The organism is Stieleria bergensis (genome assembly GCA_007745635.1).
Classification (GTDB): Bacteria; Planctomycetota; Planctomycetia; order Pirellulales; family Pirellulaceae; genus Stieleria; species Stieleria bergensis.
The window spans coordinates 5,670,620-5,695,581 of record CP036272.1; the positions used below are offsets into that span (position 1 = coordinate 5,670,620).

A 24,962-nucleotide genomic window follows, 5' to 3' on the forward strand; every position below is an offset into this window, starting at 1 on the left:
CCGGTTCACCTGAGAAGAACAAAATGCGTTCGACGGGGCGACTGAAGCATCTTGTTTGGCCGCATCAAAATGCTGAAAACCGAAGCGGCGAGGCAAATTCTAGGGCATGAAATCAAAATCGTCAGGCCGGCTAAAAACGGATCTCGCTGAAGGGCAGAACTCAGGCAAGAAACTGGCCGATTGCCGGGTTTACACACCTCGCCGCTGGAACGAAAAATTGCTACACTACGGGCTGAAAATCCCGTCCCCAAGACGGCTCCGTTTTGGCGGCGGCTGGCAGTGGGGCCCCTTCGCAGCTACTGCCTCGACAGGTTTCAATGAGCGACGTCCCTCCACCGGAATCTTCCAGTTCGACACCGTCTGATGCCGACCCAGCGGCTCAAACGCCGGAAAACACTCCCCAGGCCGCCCAAGTCTCCTCCGTACCCGCTGCAAACGAAGAATACACGGACGAGGACCTCCAGCACCTTTCCGACCTGGATCACGTTCGCAAACGCCCCGGAATGTACATCGGCGACACGTACAATCGAGGATTGCACCACCTGGTCTACGAAGTCGTCGACAATTCCATCGACGAAGCCATGGCTGGTTTCGCCTCCAAAGTCGCCGTCGCCGTCCACACCGATGGCAGCGTGACCGTTGAAGACGATGGCCGAGGAATCCCCGTCACCCCCCACAAAGAGCTCTCCGAAGAACTCGGCCGTGAAGTCAGCACCCTAGAAGGTGTGATGACCGTGCTGAAGTTCGGCGGCAAGTTCGAAAAAGGTGCCTACCAAACCTCGGGTGGTTTGCACGGTGTCGGCGTGACCGTTGTCAACTTCCTAAGCCAGTGGGCCGAAGCGGAAGTGAGCCGCGATGGTTTCACCTGGAGTCAAGAGTACGAGCGCGGTGTCGCGACCGGCCCTATCAAAAAGGGACGCAGCACCAGCAAGTCCGGCACCAAGACCACGTTCAAAGCAGACGGTCAAATCTTCTCCGCCACGAAGTACAACTTTGACACCCTAAACAAACGACTGCAGGAACTCGCATTCCTAAACAGTGGCGTTCGCATCACCTTCTTGGACGAACGCAACGGTGAAGGCGGCGACTACCAATACGAACGCGGGATCACTGAATTCGTCGAGCACCTCAACCGTGCCAGCGACACCCTGCATAGCGATGTCATCACCATCACCGGTGAAAGAGAAGGCTGCCAGTTCGAAATCGCCTTGCAGTACAGCACGGAATACACCGAAAACGTGCAGTCCTACGTCAACAACATTCACACCATCGAAGGCGGAACGCACGTTTCAGGTTTTCGGACAGCACTGACGCGAACGCTGAACAACTACGGCAAGAAAGAGAACCTGCTGAAGAACCAAACGCTTAGCGGTGACGATATCCGCGAAGGCATTACAGCTGTCATCAGCGTGCGTGTTCCGAACCCTCAGTTCGAAGGACAAACCAAAACCAAACTGGGCAACAGCGAAGTCGACGGCATCGTCTCCGGTGGCGTTGGTGAACAACTGGCCAAATACCTCGAAGAGAACCCGCGCGTCGCCAAAGCCATTGTCCGCAAAGGCATGCTGGCGTCCGAAGCTCGTGAAGCCGCTCGCAAAGCCAAAGACTTGCTGCGAAAACGCAAAGACGCTCTCGGCGGCGGCGGACTGCCTGGCAAGCTGCGTGACTGCATCAGCAAAGTCATGGAACGCTGCGAACTGTACCTGGTGGAAGGTGACTCGGCAGGCGGTTCTGCCGAAGGCGGTCGTATGCGCGATTACCAAGCGATCCTGCCACTTCGCGGTAAAATCATTAACGCCTACAAAAGCCGCGAAGACAAGGTCCTGGCCAACGAAGAAGTTCGTTCCATGATCCAAGCCATTGGAACCGGAATCGGTGCTGATCAAGACGTTTCCAAACGTCGTTACAACAAAGTTGTGATCATGACCGATGCCGACGTTGATGGCAGCCACATTCGCACACTGCTGCTGTGCTTCTTCTACCGACAAATGTATCAGCTCGTCGCCGATGGACACGTGTATGTCGCTCAGCCACCGCTGTTCCGTGTGGTCCATGGACGCTCGAAACACTATGTCCAAACCGACGAAGAAATGAAATCACAGCTCCTTGAACGCGGTCTCAAAGACACCGTGTTTGAGGCTGAAGATGGCCGCCGTGTTGACGGCGACCAAATGCGCGCCCTGTGCGAAGCATTGGCATCTATGGAAGATGCCATCCTGGCACTCGAACGGCGCGGCGTCTCGCTGCGAGCTCACGCGATGCGACTTGACCCCGTCAGCAACCGCTTGCCACCACTGCTGCTGACCTACGGCAACGAGGAACATTGGTTCCACGAGGCCGAACAAGTTGAAACGCATCTCAATGAGAACAACTTGATTCTCGACGATGAGAACGACGCGGCTGCCGAAGAAGCCGAACAGAACGGCGAAGCAGAAGCAACCGGCGACGAAGAAGCAACCGGCGACGAAGAAGCCGACAGCAAAGTCATCGCTCACTTGACCGAACTGCATGAGGTTCGCACCTTAAACAGCGGCCTGAAAGAACTCTCGCCGCTTGGCTTTGCACTTGAAGATTTGATTCCCGCCGATCGGACCGGGATGACCACTCCGCGCTTTGAAATCATCCGTGGCGAAGACAATCGCCGACCGATGAACGATCTTCGCGACTTGCTACCCGAAGTGCGTGCGGCTGGTGAAAAAGGACTGCAAGTGACTCGCTTTAAAGGCCTGGGCGAAATGAACGCCGAGGAACTGCGCGAGACCACGCTAGATCCTGACAACCGAACGCTGATCAAAGTCAACATGAAGGACGCCGGTGCGGCAGACGAAATGTTTCGACTATTGATGGGCGATAAAGTTGAACCGCGGCGTGAGTTCATCGAAAAGCACGCCCTGGATGTTCGCAACCTGGACGTCTAAGTCGTCTCCTACGGCGATTCGCTTAGAAATCGCTGCCGTAATCGCTGGCCGATTCCACGGGATACTTCTTGGCGTTGGCAATCATCTTGGTTGCCAGCGTACTGCTCAGATCAATCTGCATCACGTTGGCAATCGCCAACAAGTACGCCAAGCAATCGGCCACCTCTTCACCCACATTTGCTTTGCGCTGTGGATCGTCTTGCAAGGCTGCGGCCTGCTCCAGCGTCAACCATTGAAAATGCTCCATCAACTCAGCGGCTTCGATCGCCAGTGACATCGCCAAGTTTTTGGGATTATGAAATCGCTGCCAGCTGCGCTGCTGAACAAAGTCTTCGACCAGTTGGCCAAGCTGACTGACACTGGTCTCACTGTCACGACTATCAGGTGTCGGCAGCTCTGGATCTGTTGGATGGCCCATTAGGCAGCCTGTAGCTGATAGATTGCTGGCAAGTTCATCTGCTCAATGGCGCGACAGACATCTTGCACCGTGATCGCGCACATGGCAGCGTTAGAGGCATTGCGGCGTTGGCGTCGCGAGCCCGATTCATAAGCCTTTTGGATGGCAATCTGACCGTATGGACCACGGTCACCTGGCTGAGTTGCACCGTACAGTCCGATCACCGGTGTTCCCACCGCAACGCCCATGTGTAGCGGACCGGTGTCGCTACTGATCAACAAGTCAGACGATTCAATCAATGCGGCCAAATGCTGCAAGTCAGTCTCTGGCGCGAGCACCGCGTGGCCTCCGCTTGTCAAGACAATGTCGGATGCCAGTGCATGATCGAGACCATTGCCCCAAACGGCAATGCTGGTGTATCCGTATTCCCGTCCCAAATACTGAGCCACTTCACCGAACCGTTCCGGCAACCAGCGTTTGCTATGCCATGTTGCTCCGGGGTTCAGCAGCGCGATTCTGTTGCTTGAAAAGGTGTTGCGATAGCGACTGGCCCATCTCTGAGCCGGGGCGGCGATCGGATACTGCCAACGGACCGTTGGTTTATGAATCCCTAAGGGTGTTAGCAGTTCAAGCGAACGGTCCGTCAAGTGTTTGAACACTGGTTGCACATGAACATTGGAGATCCAACGACTAATCCCATGCACGCTCTTACCAGCGTAACCGATGCGATGGGCAGCTCCTGATAGAAAACAAGCCAGCGCGGAAGCGCCACCGCCTTGGCAATCGATCGCCACATCACAGGCAAGTCGATGCAATTGATTTCGGGCCGCACGCAATCGATTGGGCGAGGCCAACCAGCCGGGATTCATGACCACCACATCATCCACAGCCGGATGATTCTCCAGCACAGGCACCGAGTCTTCCTCGACCGCCCAGGCGATGTAGGCGCCGGGAAGATGCTCACGCAGGGCACAGGCCACAGGCATCGTCAGGATCGAGTCACCGATCTTGCCCAGGCGGCTGATTAGAAAGCGTGGTTGATCAGGCGGCAGGTCAATCTGCGGCGCAATAAAGGCGGAGAGCTGCTGGGGATCAAGGCTCTTTTTCCGGAACCCGGACTTGGGTGTTTTTTCTGTTCTGGACATCGTCCAATCCTTACCAGATTCCATGTGATCTAAACACGAACCAGACGCGACGATCCTGTCGCTGCCTACGCGCCAACCCCAGCCTGCACGTTACAAACTTCCGCAACCTGAATCCAGACCAGAATCAGCGGCACATCGGGGCTAGTGGCACCGCCGAAGAACGGGACGAGTCGGGCTTGAATGAACCTCTCAATCCCCGCCTGAGATCGCCTTCTAGGACGCGTTTGATGTCGGAAAACCCGCACCCAAAACGCGTGATTAACGCAGTCATTGCGGTAGCTCAGTGAAGTCGGCGATTGATAGCGTTTCCCGTTGACAAAGGGCAACCACAACACGGATTTCATAGGGCAAACCATGACCGATCGAGAGCAAGCGGCCAGCAGTGAAAACCATTCCATTCGCACTCCGTTGAACGATTTGTGCCGGCCGCCTCGTTTCCTGATCAGCCGAATGAGCGCCATCGGAGACACGATTCTAACGATGCCGGTGGCCTGTGCTTTGCGGGCCTCGTTTCCGCACGCCTACATTGCTTGGGTGGTCGAAGAAAAATCCTCACCCGTCCTGATGGGACATCGAGCCGTTGACGAGGTGATTGTGCTGCGCCGCAAATGGTTCACATCCCCAAAGTCACTCCTGAAGTCGCGTGCTCGATTGAGGCAACTCCAGTGCGATGTCTCCATTGATTGCCAAGGCATGACCAAATCTGCGTTAGCAGGTTACCTCTCCGGAGCCAAAGACCGCATCGGCTATTTTGGTTCCTGCGCAAGAGAGCTCAGTCGTTTGTTTACAAACATTCGTGTTGCTCCCCAGCGGTCGCATCTGACCGACCGTTCGCTGGAACTGCTTGGCCCCCTGGGGATTGACTCGCCGCAGGTCACCTGGCAGTTCCCGCTTGATCAGCAAGCCATGGACTGGGCCAAAACCTACCGCAGCACACTCCCCAATCAGCCTCTTGCCGTGCTAAATCCCGGTGCGACTTGGCATAGCAAACGCTGGTTACCCGAGCGCTTTGGCGAAACAGCCTCGTATCTTGGAAGGCGCTACGGTGCCCAGTGTGTCGCGGTTTGGGGCAATGGGCTCGACCACCAGATGGCGACGCAAATCGTTGACACCAGTCATGGTCATGCCACGCTAGCACCCGCGACTGATCTTCAGCAGCTTGCTGCACTGATCTCCATGGCGGATTTATTCGTCAGCAACGATACCGGACCGTTGCATTTGTCCGTCGCCGTAGGCACGCCCACGATTGGACTCTATGGAGCCACAAGGCCCGGCGATAGTGGCCCGTATGGGCAAGTGGCGTTACAGAAAGCCTACGAGACGGGAAGCTCTCGCGAGCGACGCCAAGCCTCCAATCAAGCCATCTGTCAGATCAGTACGGCAGATGTTTGTGACGCGATCGATCGCGTCTGGGAACGTGATCGCGAGGCCGCTGCCTAAGCGAACCCGCCGCTGCCTAAGCGAACAGGGGCATCCCAGTCTTGCGTAGCCACCCAGATTAACAGCAACTAGGACGACGAGGCCCTAGCGCAGCTACTGCGTCCAAAGATCTTCACTTGACCCTCCCCAACTTTCTCTCGTATTGTCGCCCACGACGACCACCGGGGGTTTTCCCTCGGGTTTGCCCCGGTGTCTCTCCGAAACACCAACAGGCAAGCAGTGCCGGAAACTGACAACCGATGCAGAACCCCAAGCTGGGAGGGAAACCGATGAAGCTACGTGCCCCCAATACGCTATTGAATCGATTGATTCCGCCACGAGTCACGGAATACATGATCTCCCAACTGGAGTTTGGTCTGGGAATCGGCTGTGGCGCGGGAGCTTCTCGAAGCGGCGAGAAAGTCGTCTTTGACGCTGTGAAGTTCGCTGCTTCCGGCCCACTCACCATCTTTGACGTGGGTGCTAACCAAGGCCAGTATGCAACGGCGTTGCTCGGTTCATTGAAAGATCACAGTGATTTTCAGCTGCATTGCTTTGAGCCCTCTGGCAAGACCTTCAAAATCTTGCAAGAGAACCTGGCTGAAGCATCCAACGTTCAACTCAACAATTTCGGTTTGGCCGATCAAGCAAAACACTCGACGCTGTTCATGAATGAAGAGGGATCGGGGTTAGCGTCGCTAACGGAGCGAAAACTCGATCATATCGGCATCGACCACGGCAAAATTAGCGAAGAAGTTGAGCTGCGTACGCTCTCAGACTACTGCCAGGAAAAGCAGATCGAGGCCATTGATCTATTGAAGATCGACGTGGAAGGGCACGAACTTGACGTCATCAACGGTGCCATGCCTTTGCTAGCAAATGGTGCCATCACCATGGTGCAGTTTGAATTTGGCGGCTGCAATATCGATACAAGAACCTATTTCCAGGACTTCTACCTCTTGTTCGATTCAATGGACTTTGAGTTGTACCGCGTGCTTCCCTCTCGCTGCCTCTTGAGAATTCCCAAGTATCGCGAAAAGCACGAAAAGTTTCGCACGATGAACTACTTGGCCGTTCGCAAGGATTTACAGCTCTCCAAGCGATTCTCTCGAACGCGATGACGCTGCCCTTTGTCCCGGCTTGTCTCAGTCGCCAGCGTGTTCAGCCGTCTGCCGGCTCAATATCGTGACCTGATGAGATTGCCGCGCTCATTCAGCACCTTGGATCAATCATGGCTTTCACACGCACTATCTTTTTGTCTGCGGGTATGCCTCGCTCAGGCAGCACCTGGCTCTACAACGTTGCTCGGCTACTGATCGAAAGCGACACCAGCCTTTCGAAGCGATTCACGTTCGGATGGGTTGGCGACTTCAAAAAGCTTCCTACGCAGGGAAGTTGTTTGATCAAGCTGCACGAATTTGATGCTGAGATCGCCGAATCAGCCGATGTCATCCTGTATTCGTATCGCGACATTCGTGACGCCACCGCCAGTCCGGTTCGCAAGTTCAATAAAGCCGCGACCCTGGATATGGTCGATCAATTCGTCCGTGAACATGGCCAATGGGCGGCCAAAGCCAATTACGTGATGCGGTACGAAGACATGCTTGTCGAGAAGGAAACGATCGTTCAGCAAGTCGCAACGACGCTCGGCATCGCAGAGATCGACCCAGCTGTGATCACTGCCTCAGTTGAGGCGTTGGCCTACGAAAGCAAAGGCAAGAAACGAAAGACCTATCACAAACAAAACCTGTATCATCGCAACCACATCACGGATGGTCGCCACGGATCGTGGCAGGGCGTCCTGAGTGATGAATTCGTGGAGGCGATTGAACAACGGCACGCCGAATGGCTGCACGAGCACGGCTATCAGCTGGCTCATGAGATGATTAGCTAGGTCCAGAGCATCTAGCGAGACTCACCGTGCCCCTAGCATCGGCAAGCGATTCGCTTGCCGATAACGTCGCTTAAGTCGACTACGCCACCTGACGCTGTTGCTGATCCATTCGCTTGAAGATCGTATTGACCGAGTCGCGATAGAGTTCCAGATAGCCAGCGGCCAAGATCTTCTGACGCACTCGACTGGCTGACTCGGCAGTTTCCGAATCATCGTCGAACGAATCACAGCAGTCGTGCAGTTCGACAATCAACATTTGGGGAGACCACGCGGACAGATCGAAGCCGCTAAAGACCTTTTCTTCATAGCCTTCGACGTCGACGACTAAGAGCTCAAAGCCTGGCTCAATACCAGCATCCGTTAGAATGCTGTTGAGTGTTCTTACAACGGTGGTTTGCGGCTTGCGTTCCTTAAACATCATCCGCTTGGCAAAGTCGAGCCGCTCGTACTCTTTGAGTGTGTCTTCGCACATCGTGCTGAGGGCACCGATTTGCATCAGAACCGCTTCAGACTCGCCTTCACCCGCCGCTAGGTTGAGTACTTGCGTCTTGTTAAAGCAGTGACGAATCCGACACAGACGGGCATAGTCAACCGAGGGCTCGAGATACAACCCGTGCCACCCATTGTCCGCCAGCCAGGAGGTATTGGAGAAACGCTCGCCGTCATAGGCACCCACCTCAACGAATTGACCACCGCCCATCGGATCGAATTCGGCTGCGAAGATCTCAGCAAGCGAATCGATTTGACAGGTTGAGGATGGCTTGCGGCCCTTGGTTGACGCCACGAGCTTGGTCCAAACAGCATCACGGAAGGAGCGAAATGTTCGCCAAACGCGTCTTGCGGCCGATCGTTGCGCAGTCATCGGAGAATCCTAATGGGGTACGTTCATTGTGATTGACGGGGCACTGTCATTTAAGCCATCGCTGACTTCGACAGTCTTTCTGCTATGCGGCGGAGGCATCAACGGCGGCCGAGGCGACGGAACCGGCCTCCGCAGACGATAGCAGTCTGCGGATCGATTCGTGAGCCATCATGTCTGGTCCAACCGTTCGATGAAAAGCATCGATGACAGATTGTTCTGGAAAGGCAGCTGAGAGACCGGCGTCTCGATTGCGAATGAAATGAAACTTTTCCGATAACAAACCAATCAGTGCCTGCAAGCGCGAAGGCTGCTTGGCGATCGCGAGTTCATGCAAATCCCATAACTCGACGGCCTGATCTTGCAACGCTGCCTGCTGCTTAACGTAGCGACTCTGTGGGTTGTCGGAGAGCTCGCAGTTTGCGAAGCCAAACTGATCCTTGAGGTACTTCAAGTGCCAATACAAGAAGCCAGCGAAGACGCGCCGCAGGCCCACTCGGCGGAACCGTTCGAAACGACGGTCATGGTAGAAATAGGTCTCCCGGCTGACGCGGAAGAAGCCAATATCACCGCTGCCAGAAATGGGATCTCGAGCCAGGATCTTCAGCTCTCCTTCAGCCGAACGAAACAGGTTCAGCCCCGAAAAGCTATACATTTGCCGATCATTGACTTCGCCCGCGCGAATCGCGTCGCATAACGCCTGGGTATTCCCGACAATGGCGACATGGTCATCGTCTAGCTTGGTTGCATACTGGTAACGCGTTGCAGCGAGCGCAAAGTTGCAGTAGTTGACCAGACTGTGCTCGGATCTGGGATCGGTCGTGGCATGACCGCTGGAGCCCTGCGGATAAACTCGGTCGGTGTAGTGGATCAGCCGCAGTCGATGGCTGCCATACTCCTGCTGCAATCGCGACAGGATGTCGGGAGTGTCATCGGTACACTGATTGTAAACCGCGACGATTTCATCGTAGAAATTGATGTGACTGCGGATTGTGGCTTCCAAAAACTCCGCACCGTTGCGAATCCGCATGAAGGCACTGACGCCGGGCATGCGATCGCTCACGCAAAGGTCATCGGTCTCAAACCGATAGCCTGTGATCTCGTCGTTTACGCCATCGATCTGTGATGGCTTGGTCGTGTTAGGCACCCGAGGCGGCTCTCTGAATAGCTAGATTCGGCGTTGACAGAGCAACGATACGCGACAGCATTGCACTGAAACCATTAGCAAACCAGCAGTTTTGCTTTGTCAAAACCACTAATTTACAGCTGGACTGGTTGAGCACGAAGGTCGTTATCGGGACTCTATCAAAACATGCGTTTTTCACGCAAGACGATTCCACGCTGCGGCCACCCCCCCACAGCATTCGGTAGTCAGTCGCCCAAGGGAAATCACCTCCGGCGTTCAGACTCACCGTGGGATAAACGACAGACAATAGCTCTCTTGCACTAACCCAGTCTGTGTCTTTATGCTCCCTCTCATGTTGGGCCGAATCGTAGCTGGTTCGATGGTCTGGCCACCAACGACCGAATACCACTTCATCACTTTCCGCAGGAAGCGTTCTGGTGATTATCGCGACTCGACAGTATGGACAGCTGGGAAACCGCCTGCGTTTGTATGCTCACTTGATGGCAGCGGCGATCGAATACGATGTCACGCTTTATTTCCCGCACCTCAACGAATACGCGTGCTACTTCCCCAGTGTTGCCGACGACTATTGGTGTCGCTACCCGCGACCATCGGCCCACCAAACGCAGACATCAGAAAACGAATCGAAGACCAGCGACCTCGTTCGCCGACTGATTTGCAAACAGGTTTATCTCACCGGTCGAGTCCTTAGTCACTTGCGTCTGGAGCGTTTTCCAGCTCATGTGGTCCGGCTTCGGCATCGAGAGAACTGCATCCTGCACGAACCCGAATTCCGTCGCCAAGCACAGTCGAAACGTCCACTGCTGGTCGCCGGCTGGAAGTTTCGCAGCGCACCATTACTCGCCAAACACGCTGCCGCTGTTCGGACTCACTTTCAAATCGCTCCTGAGCATCAAGCCAACATTCAGCAAAGCCTGGCTCCTTTGCGCCGCACCGGCAATCGAATCGTCGGTGTGCACATTCGACATGGCGATTATCAAACCTGGAAAGACGGCCGCTACTACTATCCAATCGAAGACTATGCTGCCACCATGCGGCTGATCGCTGAACAAAATCAGCCCCAGCAAACGACATTTTTGGTCTGCGGTAATAGCAACCTGACCCAGCAAGACTTTGCCGGCTTAGACGTTCACTTTCCGACCGGCCATCCGATCGAAGACATGTACAGTCTGGCTGAAGTCGATCTGATTATTGGTCCTCCGAGTACGTTTTCAGCGTGGTCGGCATTTATGGGCCAGGTTCCCTGCTTGCGAATGCTGCGCCGTCGTGATCGTGAAACCTTGGTGGATCCAGCGGTGGTTCAATCGGTCCTACACCCCACGCGGGCTGCAGCCTAACGCGATGCGTTGCAGATCAATGCAGAGCGATGATGCTTTGCCAATGACAGAAAGTCAGTGAGAGGAAGGCTGCTGCGCATTTAGAAAGCTTTGTCGCGGCACGGGACGCTTTAGGCAGCCCGACGAATCCCAAAATCCGTGTGCGTGGACTTGGTCTCGATGGTTGCCTGACGAATGGCGAGGTTGCGTTTCAGATCTTCCTCGTTCATGTAGCCGCGCTCATGGTCAACGTGCAGGCAGATGGCTTTGAAACGAATCTGTTTGCCGCGAATGCCCAAGTTATTGAGACGCAAGCCTAATTCCCGATCAAGGCCACCGTAACGCATGCGTTCGTCGTAGCCATTGACGGCGACCACGTCTGACTTCCAACCAGAAACGTTGCAACCATTCCATGTTGGCTGAGTCGTGGTGAGTGAGTTCAACAGCAAGCGAAGACTGTAACTCTTGATCAATCGCAAGCACTTGGGTGAAAACTCTAGGCCATGTTTTCGTAGCCAACTGAGCTTGAATGCCTCACCAGAAATCACTTCCTGTTCACCAATCAAGGATTTAAATGAACTGGGAATGTTGTTGTAGGTTCCTGAGAGAAACCAGCCCGGACGTGCTTCTTGCAAGTGAACCGCAACGAAATCCGCTCGAGGGATGCAATCACCATCAGTGAACAGCAAATAGTCACTAACGGCTTGCTTGACGGCCGTATTGAGGATCTTGCACTTGGCGAACCCGTTGTCCTCATGCCAGACGTGCTTCACATGCAGAGACGACACGCTTCTAAATCGATCGATCACTTGTTGCGTGCGCTCATCAGAGCCATCATCAGCGATCAGAATCTCAAAATCACGCGATGTTTGTTGCTCATATCCCAGCAAAACCAGCCACAATTCTTCCGGCGCATTGTAAGTCGTAATGATCACGCTGATGCGCGGCTTAGCTGTGTCGATTTTGATTGTTGCAGGCATACAACCTGATCCACGGGGGGCCGAACAGGGAGGAAACGAGGTGGGCAGGACAGCGATCGGGGAATAGCAATTCAAGCAAATGCTGACCGGATGCCCTCATCCGTGGTGGGAATATCAAACGGCGGCCCTGTTTATCAAGGTCGTTCGCGAATTGGAAAAAGAATTTCGGCTTGATTGCGCCAACTCGCAATGGGGCAAGATGCTGCGTCACGACACCAGGGCGCCGACTCCCATAACGCCTCAACGAGCACGGAGGGCAGCTGGCAAGAGAGATGGTGGTTTTGGCTATCGCTGCATCGTTTCGTGGTAAGAACGGAGCCAAACCAGTTCCTTCTCCAGTCGCATGCTGACTTTGATCGATGGTCCGGGCGCCGGGCGACCGCCAAACAGTTCGTCGCGGTCATCTAGCACATAGCGTTTCTGATTCAGCACTTGTCGTGTCAAGAGATCAGCTAGGCGACTGCACAGCCATTGATCAAGTGGCCGACCGGAAACTTCGCCCATCACGATGCTCTCGCCCCACGAGATTCGCAGGCCACCAATCTGTTGCTCGGCAATGCTTTCGATGGCTTCCATGCGGCGAAGCGTGTCGGCACCGCTTCCATCAAGCACCAACACCCATTGCTCACGCCCGGTTTGATACACGAATTCGGACGCCGTCGTGACCTGATCCAGCAACCCACTGAACGCTGCTTTGGCCGCCGACGCACAGGTCGCCCCCAAAGACACCTGAACGATACTGGCGTTGTCCATCAACCCTTCGAAAGGCCCGGGCCCTTTTAACCGCAACGTTCTCTCAGGAGCATCGACATGCACGTTGTCAATCAAGATGACCTTCCCAGCGGGATGCATCGCAGGATCCATCAAGGTCCGTTTCACCGCGGCTCGATTGAGATGATCATTGGAAATGGGGGAGCGCGTGGAAAACTTGCTCAAATACCCGCAGCGCCACTTCGCATACCCTTGGGCCACATCGGCTGGGCCTCCGCAAAGGGTTTGAAAACTGACACTGGTTCCCAGTCCTAACCGTGAGTCGATGATCAAATCCGAATACAACGCCGCCGCTAACCGCCGGCTGATCCCCAAGGACGGTCCACCCGCATAGATCGACGGCGTCATTCCCTTGGCAATCAAATCCAAGTCAGTCTCGCCAATGCCTCGACCTTCATCGACAATCGACCACTGCAAACGCTGTTGACGGCCCACGGGACGACAACGCACCAGAACGATGCGATGAGGAGCAGAGTTTTGGAGCCCAAGATTGACCAGATTGACGACCAATCGCCGCAACACCCTTGGGTCGACATAGGTTTGAATCGCTCGCCCCAGGGCCACGTCCCACAACAGTCTGACTCCTCGACCACTGGAAACGGGATCGAGAGCTTGATCGATCACGTCCTTCAATTCGTCGATCGAGACCCAGCGGCGGTGAATGGATGAAAGGGTGCTTCCGCTTTCATCGCAACCGGTTAGCTGCCGAACCATCTGTTCCAGCGTATCACAGTGAGTGATCGAACGGTCAAGACACTTCGTCTGTGCCTCGGACAGTTCGCCATAGCCACCATCACGCAGCCGCCGGATCGAGTCATTCACCTTTGCCAATGGTCCCGCCATCTCGTGAGCCAGATCTCGCGTCAGCTCCTGTTGGTCGCCACTTGGATCCTGAATGGAGGATTCAGAATCAGTCACAGAAACCTGACGGATCTTGGAGTCAGGCACACGAATCGGTGACGCTAACTCACGGACCGCGACGGTTCCCACAGATTCGTCCCCACCATGGATTGGGAGAGCGGAGACGGGGAGGGAGGGAACCGGCTGAGAGTGGATTGGGTGGGTGGAAGCCGAATGCGAACGATGCGGGTGCGAACCACCAGCTGAAGACGAGGAGGAAAAGTTGGAAGTCACGCGACGATCTCCGCACCATGGAAAGCTCTGACCCGACGGGGGATCCGCCTGTCGAGATCAAACCATACGACCTCGGGAATCCTTTCCGCTTAGGTTGACCTTATCGGCCAGTCACCACACTTCTGGCAACAATTCGAGAGTGATCTGGCCCCCCCGCCGATTATCGTGCCGCCCCTCGCGGATGTACTGATTATAGTACTTGGTTGAGTTTCGCTTGAGTGAACCCAGTGGGCATTGATTCCCTTTCGCAGGCCTTCAGCGTGCTTGCGATAACGTCGCCACACATTTACACTCGCCGCTTGTCTTGCAATGCATTGACGATCCCCTCCCGACTGCTCCTCCCCCACCCCATAGCTGATATGTCAACGACACTCTTTCGTTTTGGCCGCGTCAAAAGCATTCTGGCCGGTCTGTGCGTTTTGTCTGCCACACTGAACTTGACCGGCTGTAAGGTCGAACGTGATCAACAGGCTGCTCCAGCCGACGAGCAAATCAAAGTGGCCTTTGTCACCAATGGCTCCGCATCGTTCTGGACGATCGCCGAAGCGGGCTGCCGAGCGGCGGAGAAAGACTTTGGCGTTCAATGCACGGTGGTGACTCCCAAAGACCCACCAGATCAGCGCCGCAAACTCGAAGAGCTACTCATCACCGACCTCGATGGGATTGCCGTCACGCCGATTGATCCGGACAACCAAACTGACATTCTGAATCAGGTTGCCGACGCCACCAACTTGATCACCCACGATTCCGACGCGCCCAACAGCAATCGCCTGATGTACATCGGCATGAGCAATTACGACGCCGGTCGCATGGCGGGAGAACTGGTCAAGGAAGCATTGCCAGACGGTGGGCAAGTCTTAATCTTTGTCGGGCGTTTGGGCCAACTCAATGCAGATCAACGACGTCAAGGATTGATCGACGAACTACTCGACCGTGACCATGATCCCAAACGCGCCTACGACCCCAACAATGGCGAAATCAAAGGGGACAAGTTCACCATTGTCAGCACTCGAACAGACGGCTTTGACATGGGGAAAGCCAAGAGCCTTGCCCAGGACGCGTTGGTCGCTTATCCAGAAGTCAATTGCATGGTCGGGCTCTTCGCCTACAATCCACCGATGATCCTGGATTCGATCAAAGAAGCGAACAAGATCGGTGAAATCATCGTTGTTGGCTTCGATGAAGACACTCGAACACTGGAAGCCGTTGAATCGGGCGAATGCATTGGGACCATCGTACAAAACCCTTACATGTACGGTTACAAATCAGTAGAAGTCCTGGCCAAATTGGCGAAGGGTGATGCCTCGGTGATCCCAGAGAACAAGTACATCGAATTCCCTGCTCGCGTGATCAAGTCTGATAACGTCAAAGAGTTTTCGACGGAACTCCAATCGTTCCTGGATGCTGCGGCGACTGCAAAGCCCAATGCTGAAGCCGACTCGGATGCGGAAACGGATGCCACGAGCGAAGAATCCAAGTAATCACTGCTTACCTTGGATTCGCTTAATCAGATGACCGAGACTCAACGCCCTCTCCTGGAAGTCCAGGGACTGTGTAAGCAGTTCCCCGGCGTTCGCGCGCTTCATCAAGTCAACTTCGATGTCATTCCGGGTGAAGTCCTGGCATTGGTCGGAGAGAACGGTGCTGGCAAGAGCACGCTGATGAAGATCCTTGCCGGCGTGCAACCTCCGGACGAGGGGCAGATCCTGATTGACGGTCAACCGGTTTCCCTGGCCAATGTCAATCAGGCCATGGACCAGGGCATCGCGCTGATCCACCAGGAACTCAATCTTGCTGGCAACCTTTCCGTCGCGGCAAACATTTATTTGGGACGGGAGCCCAAACGGTTTGGCTTGATTGATTCACGGGCGATTCGCTCCGCCTCTGCCCAACACCTGCAAGCGGTTGGACTGCAGGTTTCGCCCGACACCCTGGTCGGTGACTTGAGCATTGGCCGACAACAAATGGTGGAGATTGCGAAAGCGTTGTCAATCGATACACGCATCTTGATCATGGATGAACCGACCAGCAGCCTCTCTCAAGGCGAAGTCGAACGCTTGTTTGACGTCGTGCGATCGCTGCGAGACCGGGGCGTCAGCATCATCTACATCAGTCACCGACTGGCCGAAATTGAAGAACTCGCCGATCGTGTGGCGGTCCTAAGAGATGGCGAGAATGCAGGCTTGCTAGAAAAGGACCAGATCACTCACGATGCGATGGTGAGCCGCATGGTGGGCCGTGATGTCTCGCGGTTCTACCAACGCACCAGCACGCCACCAACGATTGATTCGGACGCGACACCCATCCTGAAGGTCACTGACTTGGTCGTCCCAGACCATCCCCAACACAAGGTTTCCTTTGAAATCCATGCCGGTGAAATCGTCGGCATGGCGGGGCTGGTCGGCGCCGGTCGAACGGAATTGCTGCGTTGCCTCTTCGGCGTCACACCACCGGTTGATGGCGACATTCAAATCGACGGGACATACACGCCGATCCATCACCCCATCGATGCAATCAAGGCCGGCCTTGGCCTGGTTCCCGAAGACCGCAAAGAGCAGGGCTTGGTCATTGACTTTGCTGTTGAACCCAATGTGTCGCTTGCCAGCTTAAAAGCCCATGCCTGGCTGGGCATTTGGATCGATCGGCAACGAGAACAAGTCGAAGCGGCTGAAGGGATCAAGGATCTGCGAATCAAAACACCTTCGGCAGATCAAATCGTTCGCTATTTGTCCGGTGGCAACCAACAAAAGGTTGTGCTGTCCAAGTGGTTGGTGATGAATCCGAAACTGCTGCTGCTAGATGAACCCACTCGCGGCATCGACATCGGTGCCAAAGAGGAGATCTATCGGCTCATGGAATCACTCGCAGAATCTGGCATGGCGATCCTGTTTGTCTCCAGTGAGATGGAGGAAGTCATCTCACTCAGTGATCGAGTGCTGGTCATGCACGAAGGCCATTTGACCGGACAAGTCAGCGGCGGCGACATCAACGAAGCATCCATCATGAACTTGGCAACAGGCATCCAGGCAGTGTCTTAAGGCGTTGCGACGGTACGTTTGCAAGAAGAATCTAATGAATAAAACGCTCGGTATCTTTGGCCTGCTGATTTTTGTTTGCCTGTTCACGGCACTCTTCAATCCAGCGTTCGTCAGCGAAGCTAACCTGTTTAACATCACACGTCAAACGGCACAGTACGGAATCCTGTCACTGGGCGTTGCGTTCGTCATCATCACAGGAGGCATCGATCTTTCGATCGGTTCAGTGGTAGGTTTGGGTGCCAGCTTGTTGCTGCTGATGATCAGCGACTGGAACATCCCTCCGTCCATCGCAATCCCTTGTGTCATTGCCGTTTGTGCCCTGATCGGATTGGTGCACGGATTGTTAATCACACGCGTCAACCTGCAACCCTTTGTGGTCACCCTATGCGGTTTGCTGGTTTATCGAGGTGCTGCGCGGTGGATCAGTGACGATCGGCCGCTGGGGTTGGGCACGGACTATGAAAGCATTCGACTGTTGGGCTCCGGTGCGCCGTTCTCCTACACAACACTCGCCATCGGGGCCAGCGTCGTCGCGATCCTGTTTGGACTCTACCATGCCTTGGTCTTGCATGGTGCTCAGGCATCATCCGAGGCGGACGCAACCACTACCAAGTCACCCAAGGATTCCCCGTCCGTCGCGTTGCTTCAGCGATGGTCCTGGCTGCTGGTCGGAGTGCTGCTGTTGGCGTTTGCTTTCATTAGCCCGTCCTCGGAGACGAAAAAGGCGAGCGTGAAAAGTGCAACAGCAAACCTGGAGGCCTCTACTGACATGGATGCCGCAGCAGCAAAAGCATCCAACACCCCAGTGATCAAGATCAAAAAAGATCGCGTCAAGAACAAGATCACGCTTGAGCAACGTGTCAGTCGCCCAGCCTTCATCCTTCCGGCCGCGGTCTTCTTGCCGACGTTTTTAACGATGATTGTGGGTGGCTGGACCAGCAAACGCAAAGTGATTTTGAAGCCGATGATCGCTTCTTTGCTGGCCGCTGGCTTTTTGGTCGCGGGCGTCTTATTCCTGCTGCCTGTTTACCAGAGCGTTATTCCCGGCGATTTGTTTTCACTGGGCTTTGCCGATGTTTCCGGACGCTTGGTCGCCGGCCTGATCATGGTGAGCCTGTTCGCCATTCTTGCATCGGCAGTGGGGGCGGCAATCTGGTTACTCTCAGCGGCAGCATCCTGCAGCCCGCTGGGCAAAGCACTGCTGCCACTGACCGGTTTTGCAGGGCTACTGACGTTGCTTTCGATGACGTCCTTGATGAGCAGTATGGTGCCGGCGCCAATGCTGATCATGATCGCCCTGGCCGTGGTCTCCTCGGTGGTCTTGAATTGCACCGTCTTTGGCCGTTACTTGAAAGCACTCGGTCACAGTGAAGAGGCCGCTCGATACAGCGGCATCAATACCAAGAACACGACCATGCTGGCCTACGTGTTTTGCTCAACAGCCGCTGGCCTGGGTGGAGTGTTGTTTGCCTTGCAAATCAATTCGGTCCAAGCGTCGGTGTTTGGTAACTTCTACGAACTCTACGCCATCGCAGCAGCCGTCTTGGGCGGATGCAGCTTACGAGGTGGTGACGGAAACATCATCGGTGTGGTGATCGGTGCCGCCATCATTCAGGTGCTCTACAACTCGATCACGGTGCTTCGCATTGGTGACAAACTGGAATTCGCCATCGTCGGCATGGTGATTCTATGCGGCGTCATGGTGGATGAAATCGTCCGCAATTTGGTTGCCAAACGAGCGCTCTTGAAACGCGATAGCAATCCGGACGGACCACCTGCAGAGGCCGCCGGCGGTTAGCAACACGTTTGGCAATGACGTGACGCTGTGCGTTCGTCTCTCTCGATTTAGACGTCCAGGTCTTTTCGCAAGCTCTCTGGCACGCGTTGCAGCTTGCCAGCGCGGTCAATCACACCCAGAGTCACCTTGGCCTCGACCAACACGGTGCCATCGCGTATGACTTCATAGCGATGGATGATTTTTGCGGCGGTGATTTTTTCGATGGTCGTTTTTATCTCGATCAAATCGTCATAGCGTGCCGACATCTTGTATCGACAATCAACATGCACCACGACCACGAACCAACCGGCGTCTTCCATCTCTCGATAGCGACCGCCACCTGCACGGAATAACTCCGTACGCCCCATTTCGAAAAACTGCAGATACACGCTGTGATGAACGATGCCCATGGGATCACATTCATCGTATCGAACACGGTGCTGAATGCTGTGCTGTCGCATGCTGGTTTCTCAATCGCCCGGTCGTCTTGAAAGATGCCTGGATTCTAACGATCAAGAAGCGATCAGAAAGGGCAATCGGCGATCGACAGCCTGCCGGCGTGACCAGAGGCGTCCCAGCGAGTTTCGAGACTCGGCCAAGACATTCCCAGCAGACTCATTGGCGAATCCGGCGGATCATCCGCCTGGCCTGTGACCACATCGCCACCCGCGCGTAAGGCGTGTTGGTCAAATGAGGTGAATGAAAAACGTTATTCGGTGGCGGCGGATCCCAGACCCAGTGGACCACTGCTTTCCCGCAGCGTGCACAGCGCCAACGCTTGCGAAAGGTCATCAGGAAAAAAATCTGCTTGTACCAGCGAGAAGGGAAGAATTCCGTTGGCTTATTTTTGCAGCGGTCACATCGGGTCATCAGACAATCTTTTGAACGAGAGCGATCGAATCTCCACACGAACGCCTAATTCTGTCACCGATTGATGCGACTTGACGGCGTCACCGACAACGAGACACGCGGATGCGGGAACACCCCAGAGCACAGCCCAGAAAATCGCCCTATCCTGAAACGAGTATCGCGGCAGCGCGCTCAAGACCGGAGGGCTGAACGTCACCGATCAGACTGTCCGAACAAAGCCGATAGCAGATTCACGCTGCCACTGCTGCTGCCGAGTGCAACGCTATCGCCGGAGAACACACTTACGAACCCATCAACCGAATTCTGATCCGGAGACGGGTTTCGAGCCTTAATGGGTTTCCCTGTTTCACTTGGGTGTCCAAGGCGTTTTTGGGTCAGTGCTGTGTTTGTGCAGCAGAGGACTGTTGCGATCCCCTCCTTCGCGCTCTTGGTGGTTCATTCCCGACTTCACCACAATTGCCAGGAGACGCAATCTTTCAGTGCGTCCCACTATCGATCGATTTAACGAATCGCAAGCGCCATTCCACCGCCAATGGAACAGTTGATCGACAAGCGTTCGCCGCGTTGTCTCAATCTACTGAACTCGAAAGGTTGAAACACAGAGGAACAGAGGTCACGGTGGAAACTCTGTGCCCTCTGCACCTCTGTGTTTTCTTTCTCCCTGTGCTGTGACTGGACCAGCAACAGGCAAGTTTGTTCCTGACTTGGGGACAAACACCTTCGGCGTTCAGGCAACACCAGTACGATCGCAGCGTTCAATTGCGAACTGTCCCCTCTTTCCATCGCGACTTCCCCTTCGTGCTCTTCGCGTTCTTCGTGGTTTAACCCCAACTTCGCTACTAAGACGCTCAAATCGTCTGTTTGCTCATGCGATCAGTGAAAGGCAAGCGGATCTTCCGGCTCTACAACAAGTCCTTGATCCAAACGAGATTGGCCGGTGAACCTTCCGAACAACTGGATCAGCTTTTCGTGAGCACGCCAGCAAGCCACATTCAGATCACTAAGCGAGAGACACAAAGGCGTCAAAGATTGCTCAATCCAGAGCCACCTTTGGGAAAGCGGCTGATTGCCGATCCAAACCGACCGAATTCAATGGCTTTTTGTGCTTTAGCGAATTTCGACATTGCCGAGCCACTTGCTGGTAGGCAATCATACAGTTGTCGACAGATTCAGTAGCATGCTGTCGCCATCCCCCCGCAACAGCTTGGCGTTGTAACGCTTCCCACCTTCAGCGCTGTTGAACACCACCCGACCGAGACCTTCGATGCAGCCTTGCTTTCGTCGCCTGCTGGCAATCCTTTGTTCCCTGGGATTTGCAACCACGGCGCGCCCCGCACTCGCTGACCCCGACCGTCAAGCAACGTTCGATCCCGCGGCGTTTGTGAGTGATTACTGCATGGATTGCCACTCTGGAAAAGACGCGGAGGCTCACCTCGACCTGGCTCCTTTTCAGATTGACAAAAAGGGCGCCGACGCGAGGATGGCTGACAAAGCATTCCAGTGGATCACCATTTCCCAGCGGGTGATGGATGGCAGCATGCCACCAGAGGATTCCGAAGCACCGAGTATCGCTGACCGAGAGCGGTTTACCGATTGGGTGCAGACCACGCTGCAGCGAACCGCTTGCGAGCAGGGCGTCTCGCCTGGCCGAGCACCGATGCGCCGACTGACACGTTCAGAATACTCTGCCACACTCCGAGACCTGCTTAGCATTCACATCAATGCAGGCCAAGACCTGCCTGTGGAGGGTGCGGGCGGAGAAGGATTCGACAACGCGGCTGAAACGCTGTTTTTGTCGCCCTTGCACGCCGAAAAGTTCTTTGATGCCGCTCGCGTTGGACTGAACTACGCTCTGGCGTCGCCGAGATCTCGACGACAGGTGCTGGGTGCCGAACCGGACGCTAACCTGTCCCCGCACGACGCCGCAAAAAAGCAATTGCAATCATTCCTACCGCGCGCCTTCCGTCGTCCTGTCACTGATACAGAGCAACAGGCCTATCAGCAACTGTTTGCGGATCTGTTTGACGTGACGAAGGCTTATGAAGTCGCCATGCAGCGGACGCTTGAAGCGGTGCTCATGTCACCGAACTTTTTGTTCCGCCTGGAACCGACTCACGAGAGCCCAGATCCAAAGCCGCTCGATGATCATGCATTGGCGGTGCGACTCTCGTATTTCTTGTGGGGCACGATGCCAGACCAGCAGCTCATGCAGTTGGCCAACCAAGGGAAGCTCAGTGACCCTGAAGTTCTGCGCCAGCAAACGCTTCGTCTGCTCCAGCATCAAGAACGTGTTCGACTGTTTGCGAAAAGCTTTACTGAACAGTGGCTGGGCACGCGCACCTTAGGTCGCGAATTCAAACCGGACGCCAGGGTGATTAAACAGTTTGATGCGGAGCTGCTCGGTGGCATGAAGTACGAGCCGATCTTTTTCTTTCAGGAACTGCTGACCCAGAATCACTCCATCCTGACCTTAATCGATTCTGATTTCACCTACGCCAATCGGCGTCTGGCCCAGCATTACAAGATTCCGGGTAACTTTCGCGAACAACCGCGGCGAGTGGAGCTGCCCGAAGACAGCCCTCGTGGAGGCTTACTCGGGATGGCCAGCGTCTTGGCCGTTTCATCACATCCTTATCGAACCAGCCCGGTCCTACGAGGCAAATGGGTCTTGGAAACCATGCTCGGCACGCCGCCGCCGCCCGCTCCACCGGACGTTCCAGCTCTGGACGAAGTTGAAACCAGCGCATCTGCCGAGACGCTGCGCCAGCGACTTGAACGACACCGCCGCGACCCAGTGTGCGCGTCCTGTCACGATCGCATTGACCCACTGGGGTTTGGTTTAGAGAACTTTGATGTGCTGGGACGCTGGCGAACCAGTGACCAAGGCCAAGCGATCGACAGTCGCGGCACGCTTCCTGACGGAACCCATTTCGAAGGCCCACAAGAACTGAAACACTTGCTCCTGGAACGCAAGTCTCAGTTCGCTCGAAACCTGACAGCCAAACTGTTGGGCTATGCCCTGGGACGCGGCCTGACCTTCAAGGACTACTGCACTGTCTCAGAGATTGTTGAAAAGCTTGAAGCCGACGAGTTTCGCTCACACACTCTGATTCTGGAAATCGTCCAAAGTGTCCCGTTTCGCTATCACGCGGGTACGGATCCCGCGCGGACAGTGACAACAGTAGAATAACCATCCATCGCCAGTCGGTTCGAAACCGACTCCTCAAACTCGATCACCGATCACACCAGTTTAGAACCGCGACCAAGCGAGTGCGAACATGAACCACCAACCAACCCATCGATCTGGAATCACTCGCCGCACGGTTTTGCGAGGCATGGGTGCTGCGTTAGCGATCCCTTGGTTAGAGGCGATGCAGACTCAAACCCTGCATGCAGACCTGGCAAAGGATGTCGATGCTCCCGTACGGATGGCGGTGTTGTTCGCACCCAACGGCACGCGTGCTGACCTGTGGACGCCACAAGGCGAAGGCACCGAGTTCAAGCTTTCCCCGACCCTGCAACCGCTGGAAGACTTCAAGCAGCAGTTGCTGATCCCCACGAATCTGTGGAATCAAGCCAGCCGATCTGGCGACGGTCACTATGTCAAAACGTCTGGCTTTTTGACCTGCACAACGATTAACAAAACGTTGGGCATCGACCTGAACGCCAATGGCACGTCGATGGATCAGGTTGCCGCACAGAGTGTTGGCAGACAAACGCCGCTACCATCGCTGGAACTGGGGATTGATCCGGTCAGCGTTGGCGTGGATCGCAACGTTGGCTACACGCGAGTCTACGGTGCACACATCGCTTGGAACAGCCCGACCAGTCCACTGGCTCGAGAAGTCAATCCACGCTTGGTCTACGAACGACTGTACCGGGCGGGACAGCCTCAATCCAAAACAGCCGACCAAGACAAACTCCTGCTCGACCGAGTCCTGGATGATGCTCGGCAACTCGATCGGCAGCTCGGTGCCGAAGATCGACATCGCCTGAAAGAATACCTGCAATCGGTGCGTTCCATCGAACAACGTGTTCAGCGTGCCACCGACGATACCGCCACGCGATGGACAGCGCGCAGCTCGTTTGACTCGGTGCCAAAGCCGCCAGCAAAACTGCCTGATGATCATCAAGAACATGTGCGATTGATGCTGGACATGATCGCGTTGGCATTCCAAACCGATACCACGCGAGTCAGCACGTTCATGTTTGGCAACGCCGTCAGCGGGAAGAACTTTTCGTTCTTGGATGGAGTGACGAGCGGGCACCATGATGTGTCACACCACGAGAACAAAGAAGAAAAGCTCAAACAATATGCCATTATCAGCCGTTGGCACGTCGAACAGTACGCTTATCTCTTGACACGGCTTGCCAGCATGCCAGAAGGCGACAGCACTGTGCTGGCAAACTCGATGATTCTATTCGGTTCGGGCCTTCGCGATGGCAACGGCCACGACCCACATAACTTGCCATTAGTGCTGGCCGGACAAGCAGGCGGGCGACTGGAGACCGGGAAACACCTGACGTTCAGTCAAGACACGCCGCTGGCAAACCTGTACGCTGCGATGCTAACAGCGTTTGGCTGCTCGGTAGACCGCTTCGCTGACAGCACCGGTCCACTGCCTGGGACTCTTGCCTAAGACATTGCGTCTAGAACATCGTGTCTAGAACAAAACGCATCGGCCATGCCAACCGCCCCATCAATGGCTGGTCGATAAATCGTGATACCAAGCGAAGATTTCCAGCGCGACTTGCCGAGGTGACTGGCGATCGGTTCGGGCGGTTGAACCGGAGACCTCGTCGTACAACGGATCGCGGACTTTTAAGAGCTGAACGATCTCTTGAACGGGATCTAAATCCGTCAGAGCAGGGCGGTGCGCCGACTTGGGTTGATTCAGTTTGGCAGCTCTTGCATAGCCTCTGCCCAAAATCCTCTGAGCGATCGTCTCCACCGACGACTGCAACCAAACGCAGACGCCCGACTGCTTGATCAACTGACGATTCTGTTCGCGAAGGATTGCTCCCCCGCCGAGAGCGACGACCAAGGGAACGGTTTCAACTTCGGCACTGGCAACCTCGCGCAAACAATCGTGCTCCCACTGGCGAAACAGTTCCTCGCCGCCTTCGTCAAAGAGCGTTTTGATGGACTTTCCAGCACTCGCTTCAATCCTGCGATCCAGATCCAAACACCGAGTGCCCAGCAGGTTTGCAAGCTGCTTGCCGACGGTCGATTTCCCCGTCCCCCGGTAGCCCGTCAAGTATATTCGTTGCAAATCCATCATGGCACTCTGTTTCCA

The 24,962-nt window shown here is 55.1% G+C and carries 19 protein-coding genes; 10 read left to right on the forward strand and 9 right to left on the reverse strand.

Annotated elements, in window-relative coordinates:
• Window positions 1-317 precede the first annotated feature (317 nt).
• Entirely contained in the window at window positions 318-2,918 is a 2,601-nt protein-coding gene (locus SV7mr_RS19875; protein WP_145276000.1) for a DNA gyrase subunit B, read from the forward strand.
• A gap of 22 nt (window positions 2,919-2,940) precedes the next feature.
• Here SV7mr_RS19875 and SV7mr_RS19880 read toward each other — a convergent pair whose 3' ends face one another.
• On the reverse strand, window positions 2,941-3,336 hold the full coding sequence (locus SV7mr_RS19880) for a nucleotide pyrophosphohydrolase (RefSeq protein ID WP_145276003.1): 396 nt from the start codon (window positions 3,334-3,336) through the stop codon (window positions 2,941-2,943).
• Window positions 3,336-4,460 carry a glycosyltransferase family 9 protein gene (locus tag SV7mr_RS19885; protein ID WP_145276005.1) on the reverse strand — a complete coding sequence of 375 codons (1,125 nt, stop codon included), beginning with the start codon at window positions 4,458-4,460 and terminating at the stop codon, window positions 3,336-3,338. The genes SV7mr_RS19880 and SV7mr_RS19885 overlap by 1 nt, the downstream gene beginning before the upstream one ends.
• 354 nt (window positions 4,461-4,814) lie before the next feature.
• Between SV7mr_RS19885 and SV7mr_RS19890 the strand changes: the two genes are divergently transcribed.
• The 3 genes from SV7mr_RS19890 to SV7mr_RS19900 all read left to right on the forward strand — a co-directional run bounded on the left by SV7mr_RS19890 (window position 4,815) and on the right by SV7mr_RS19900 (window position 7,773).
• Complete coding sequence (locus SV7mr_RS19890) at window positions 4,815-5,900, forward strand: glycosyltransferase family 9 protein (RefSeq protein WP_145276007.1); 1,086 nt, start codon at window positions 4,815-4,817, stop codon at window positions 5,898-5,900.
• A 269-nt stretch (window positions 5,901-6,169) separates the two neighbouring features.
• Window positions 6,170-7,000 carry an FkbM family methyltransferase gene (locus tag SV7mr_RS19895; RefSeq protein WP_419187649.1) on the forward strand — a complete coding sequence of 277 codons (831 nt, stop codon included), beginning with the start codon at window positions 6,170-6,172 and terminating at the stop codon, window positions 6,998-7,000.
• Window positions 7,001-7,110: 110 nt separating this feature from the next.
• Window positions 7,111-7,773: a sulfotransferase family protein gene (locus SV7mr_RS19900; RefSeq protein WP_145276009.1), complete on the forward strand. Its 663-nt coding sequence runs from the start codon at window positions 7,111-7,113 to the stop codon at window positions 7,771-7,773.
• Window positions 7,774-7,852: 79 nt separating this feature from the next.
• Here SV7mr_RS19900 and SV7mr_RS19905 read toward each other — a convergent pair whose 3' ends face one another.
• Both SV7mr_RS19905 and SV7mr_RS19910 read right to left on the reverse strand, forming a co-directional pair.
• The gene (locus SV7mr_RS19905; RefSeq protein WP_145276012.1) at window positions 7,853-8,635 is read right to left on the reverse strand and encodes an FkbM family methyltransferase; all 783 of its coding nucleotides are present in this window, start codon (window positions 8,633-8,635) and stop codon (window positions 7,853-7,855) included.
• An 82-nt stretch (window positions 8,636-8,717) separates the two neighbouring features.
• Entirely contained in the window at window positions 8,718-9,779 is a 1,062-nt protein-coding gene (locus SV7mr_RS19910) for a glycosyltransferase family 2 protein (protein WP_419187650.1), read from the reverse strand.
• A 416-nt stretch (window positions 9,780-10,195) separates the two neighbouring features.
• Here SV7mr_RS19910 and SV7mr_RS19915 point away from each other — a divergent pair, with 416 nt between their 5' ends.
• Complete coding sequence (locus SV7mr_RS19915) at window positions 10,196-11,116, forward strand: O-fucosyltransferase family protein (RefSeq protein ID WP_145276014.1); 921 nt, start codon at window positions 10,196-10,198, stop codon at window positions 11,114-11,116.
• A gap of 110 nt (window positions 11,117-11,226) precedes the next feature.
• Here the strand turns inward: SV7mr_RS19915 and SV7mr_RS19920 are convergent, their stop codons facing one another.
• Window positions 11,227-12,075, reverse strand: a complete 849-nt coding sequence (locus SV7mr_RS19920; RefSeq protein WP_419187651.1) for a glycosyltransferase family 2 protein — start codon at window positions 12,073-12,075, stop codon at window positions 11,227-11,229.
• Window positions 12,076-12,360: 285 nt separating this feature from the next.
• Complete coding sequence (locus SV7mr_RS19925) at window positions 12,361-13,836, reverse strand: sensor histidine kinase (protein WP_145276016.1); 1,476 nt, start codon at window positions 13,834-13,836, stop codon at window positions 12,361-12,363.
• Between the two features lie 503 nt (window positions 13,837-14,339).
• Between SV7mr_RS19925 and SV7mr_RS19930 the strand changes: the two genes are divergently transcribed.
• From SV7mr_RS19930 to SV7mr_RS19940, 3 genes are read left to right on the forward strand one after another with little or no spacing between them, the layout of a single operon-like run.
• Window positions 14,340-15,461 carry a sugar-binding protein gene (locus SV7mr_RS19930; protein ID WP_145276018.1) on the forward strand — a complete coding sequence of 374 codons (1,122 nt, stop codon included), beginning with the start codon at window positions 14,340-14,342 and terminating at the stop codon, window positions 15,459-15,461.
• A 30-nt stretch (window positions 15,462-15,491) separates the two neighbouring features.
• Window positions 15,492-17,018, forward strand: coding sequence for a sugar ABC transporter ATP-binding protein (locus tag SV7mr_RS19935; protein WP_145276020.1), 1,527 nt, complete (start codon window positions 15,492-15,494; stop codon window positions 17,016-17,018).
• A 34-nt stretch (window positions 17,019-17,052) separates the two neighbouring features.
• Window positions 17,053-18,816, forward strand: a complete 1,764-nt coding sequence (locus SV7mr_RS19940) for an ABC transporter permease subunit (RefSeq protein WP_145276022.1) — start codon at window positions 17,053-17,055, stop codon at window positions 18,814-18,816.
• 47 nt (window positions 18,817-18,863) lie between these two features.
• Here the strand turns inward: SV7mr_RS19940 and SV7mr_RS19945 are convergent, their stop codons facing one another.
• Together SV7mr_RS19945 and SV7mr_RS25655 are read right to left on the reverse strand one after the other, a co-directional pair.
• Window positions 18,864-19,256, reverse strand: coding sequence for an acyl-CoA thioesterase (locus SV7mr_RS19945; RefSeq protein WP_145276024.1), 393 nt, complete (start codon window positions 19,254-19,256; stop codon window positions 18,864-18,866).
• A gap of 154 nt (window positions 19,257-19,410) precedes the next feature.
• Window positions 19,411-19,665, reverse strand: coding sequence for a hypothetical protein (locus tag SV7mr_RS25655; protein WP_419187652.1), 255 nt, complete (start codon window positions 19,663-19,665; stop codon window positions 19,411-19,413).
• 1,264 nt (window positions 19,666-20,929) lie between these two features.
• On the opposite strand from SV7mr_RS25655, the gene SV7mr_RS19950 reads away from it, so the two are divergent.
• Complete coding sequence (locus SV7mr_RS19950) at window positions 20,930-22,855, forward strand: DUF1592 domain-containing protein (protein WP_145276026.1); 1,926 nt, start codon at window positions 20,930-20,932, stop codon at window positions 22,853-22,855.
• A gap of 88 nt (window positions 22,856-22,943) precedes the next feature.
• Complete coding sequence (locus SV7mr_RS19955; RefSeq protein WP_145276028.1) at window positions 22,944-24,305, forward strand: DUF1552 domain-containing protein; 1,362 nt, start codon at window positions 22,944-22,946, stop codon at window positions 24,303-24,305.
• A gap of 60 nt (window positions 24,306-24,365) precedes the next feature.
• Here the strand turns inward: SV7mr_RS19955 and SV7mr_RS19960 are convergent, their stop codons facing one another.
• Entirely contained in the window at window positions 24,366-24,947 is a 582-nt protein-coding gene (locus tag SV7mr_RS19960; RefSeq protein WP_145276030.1) for a shikimate kinase, read from the reverse strand.
• Window positions 24,948-24,962: the final 15 nt, after the last annotated feature.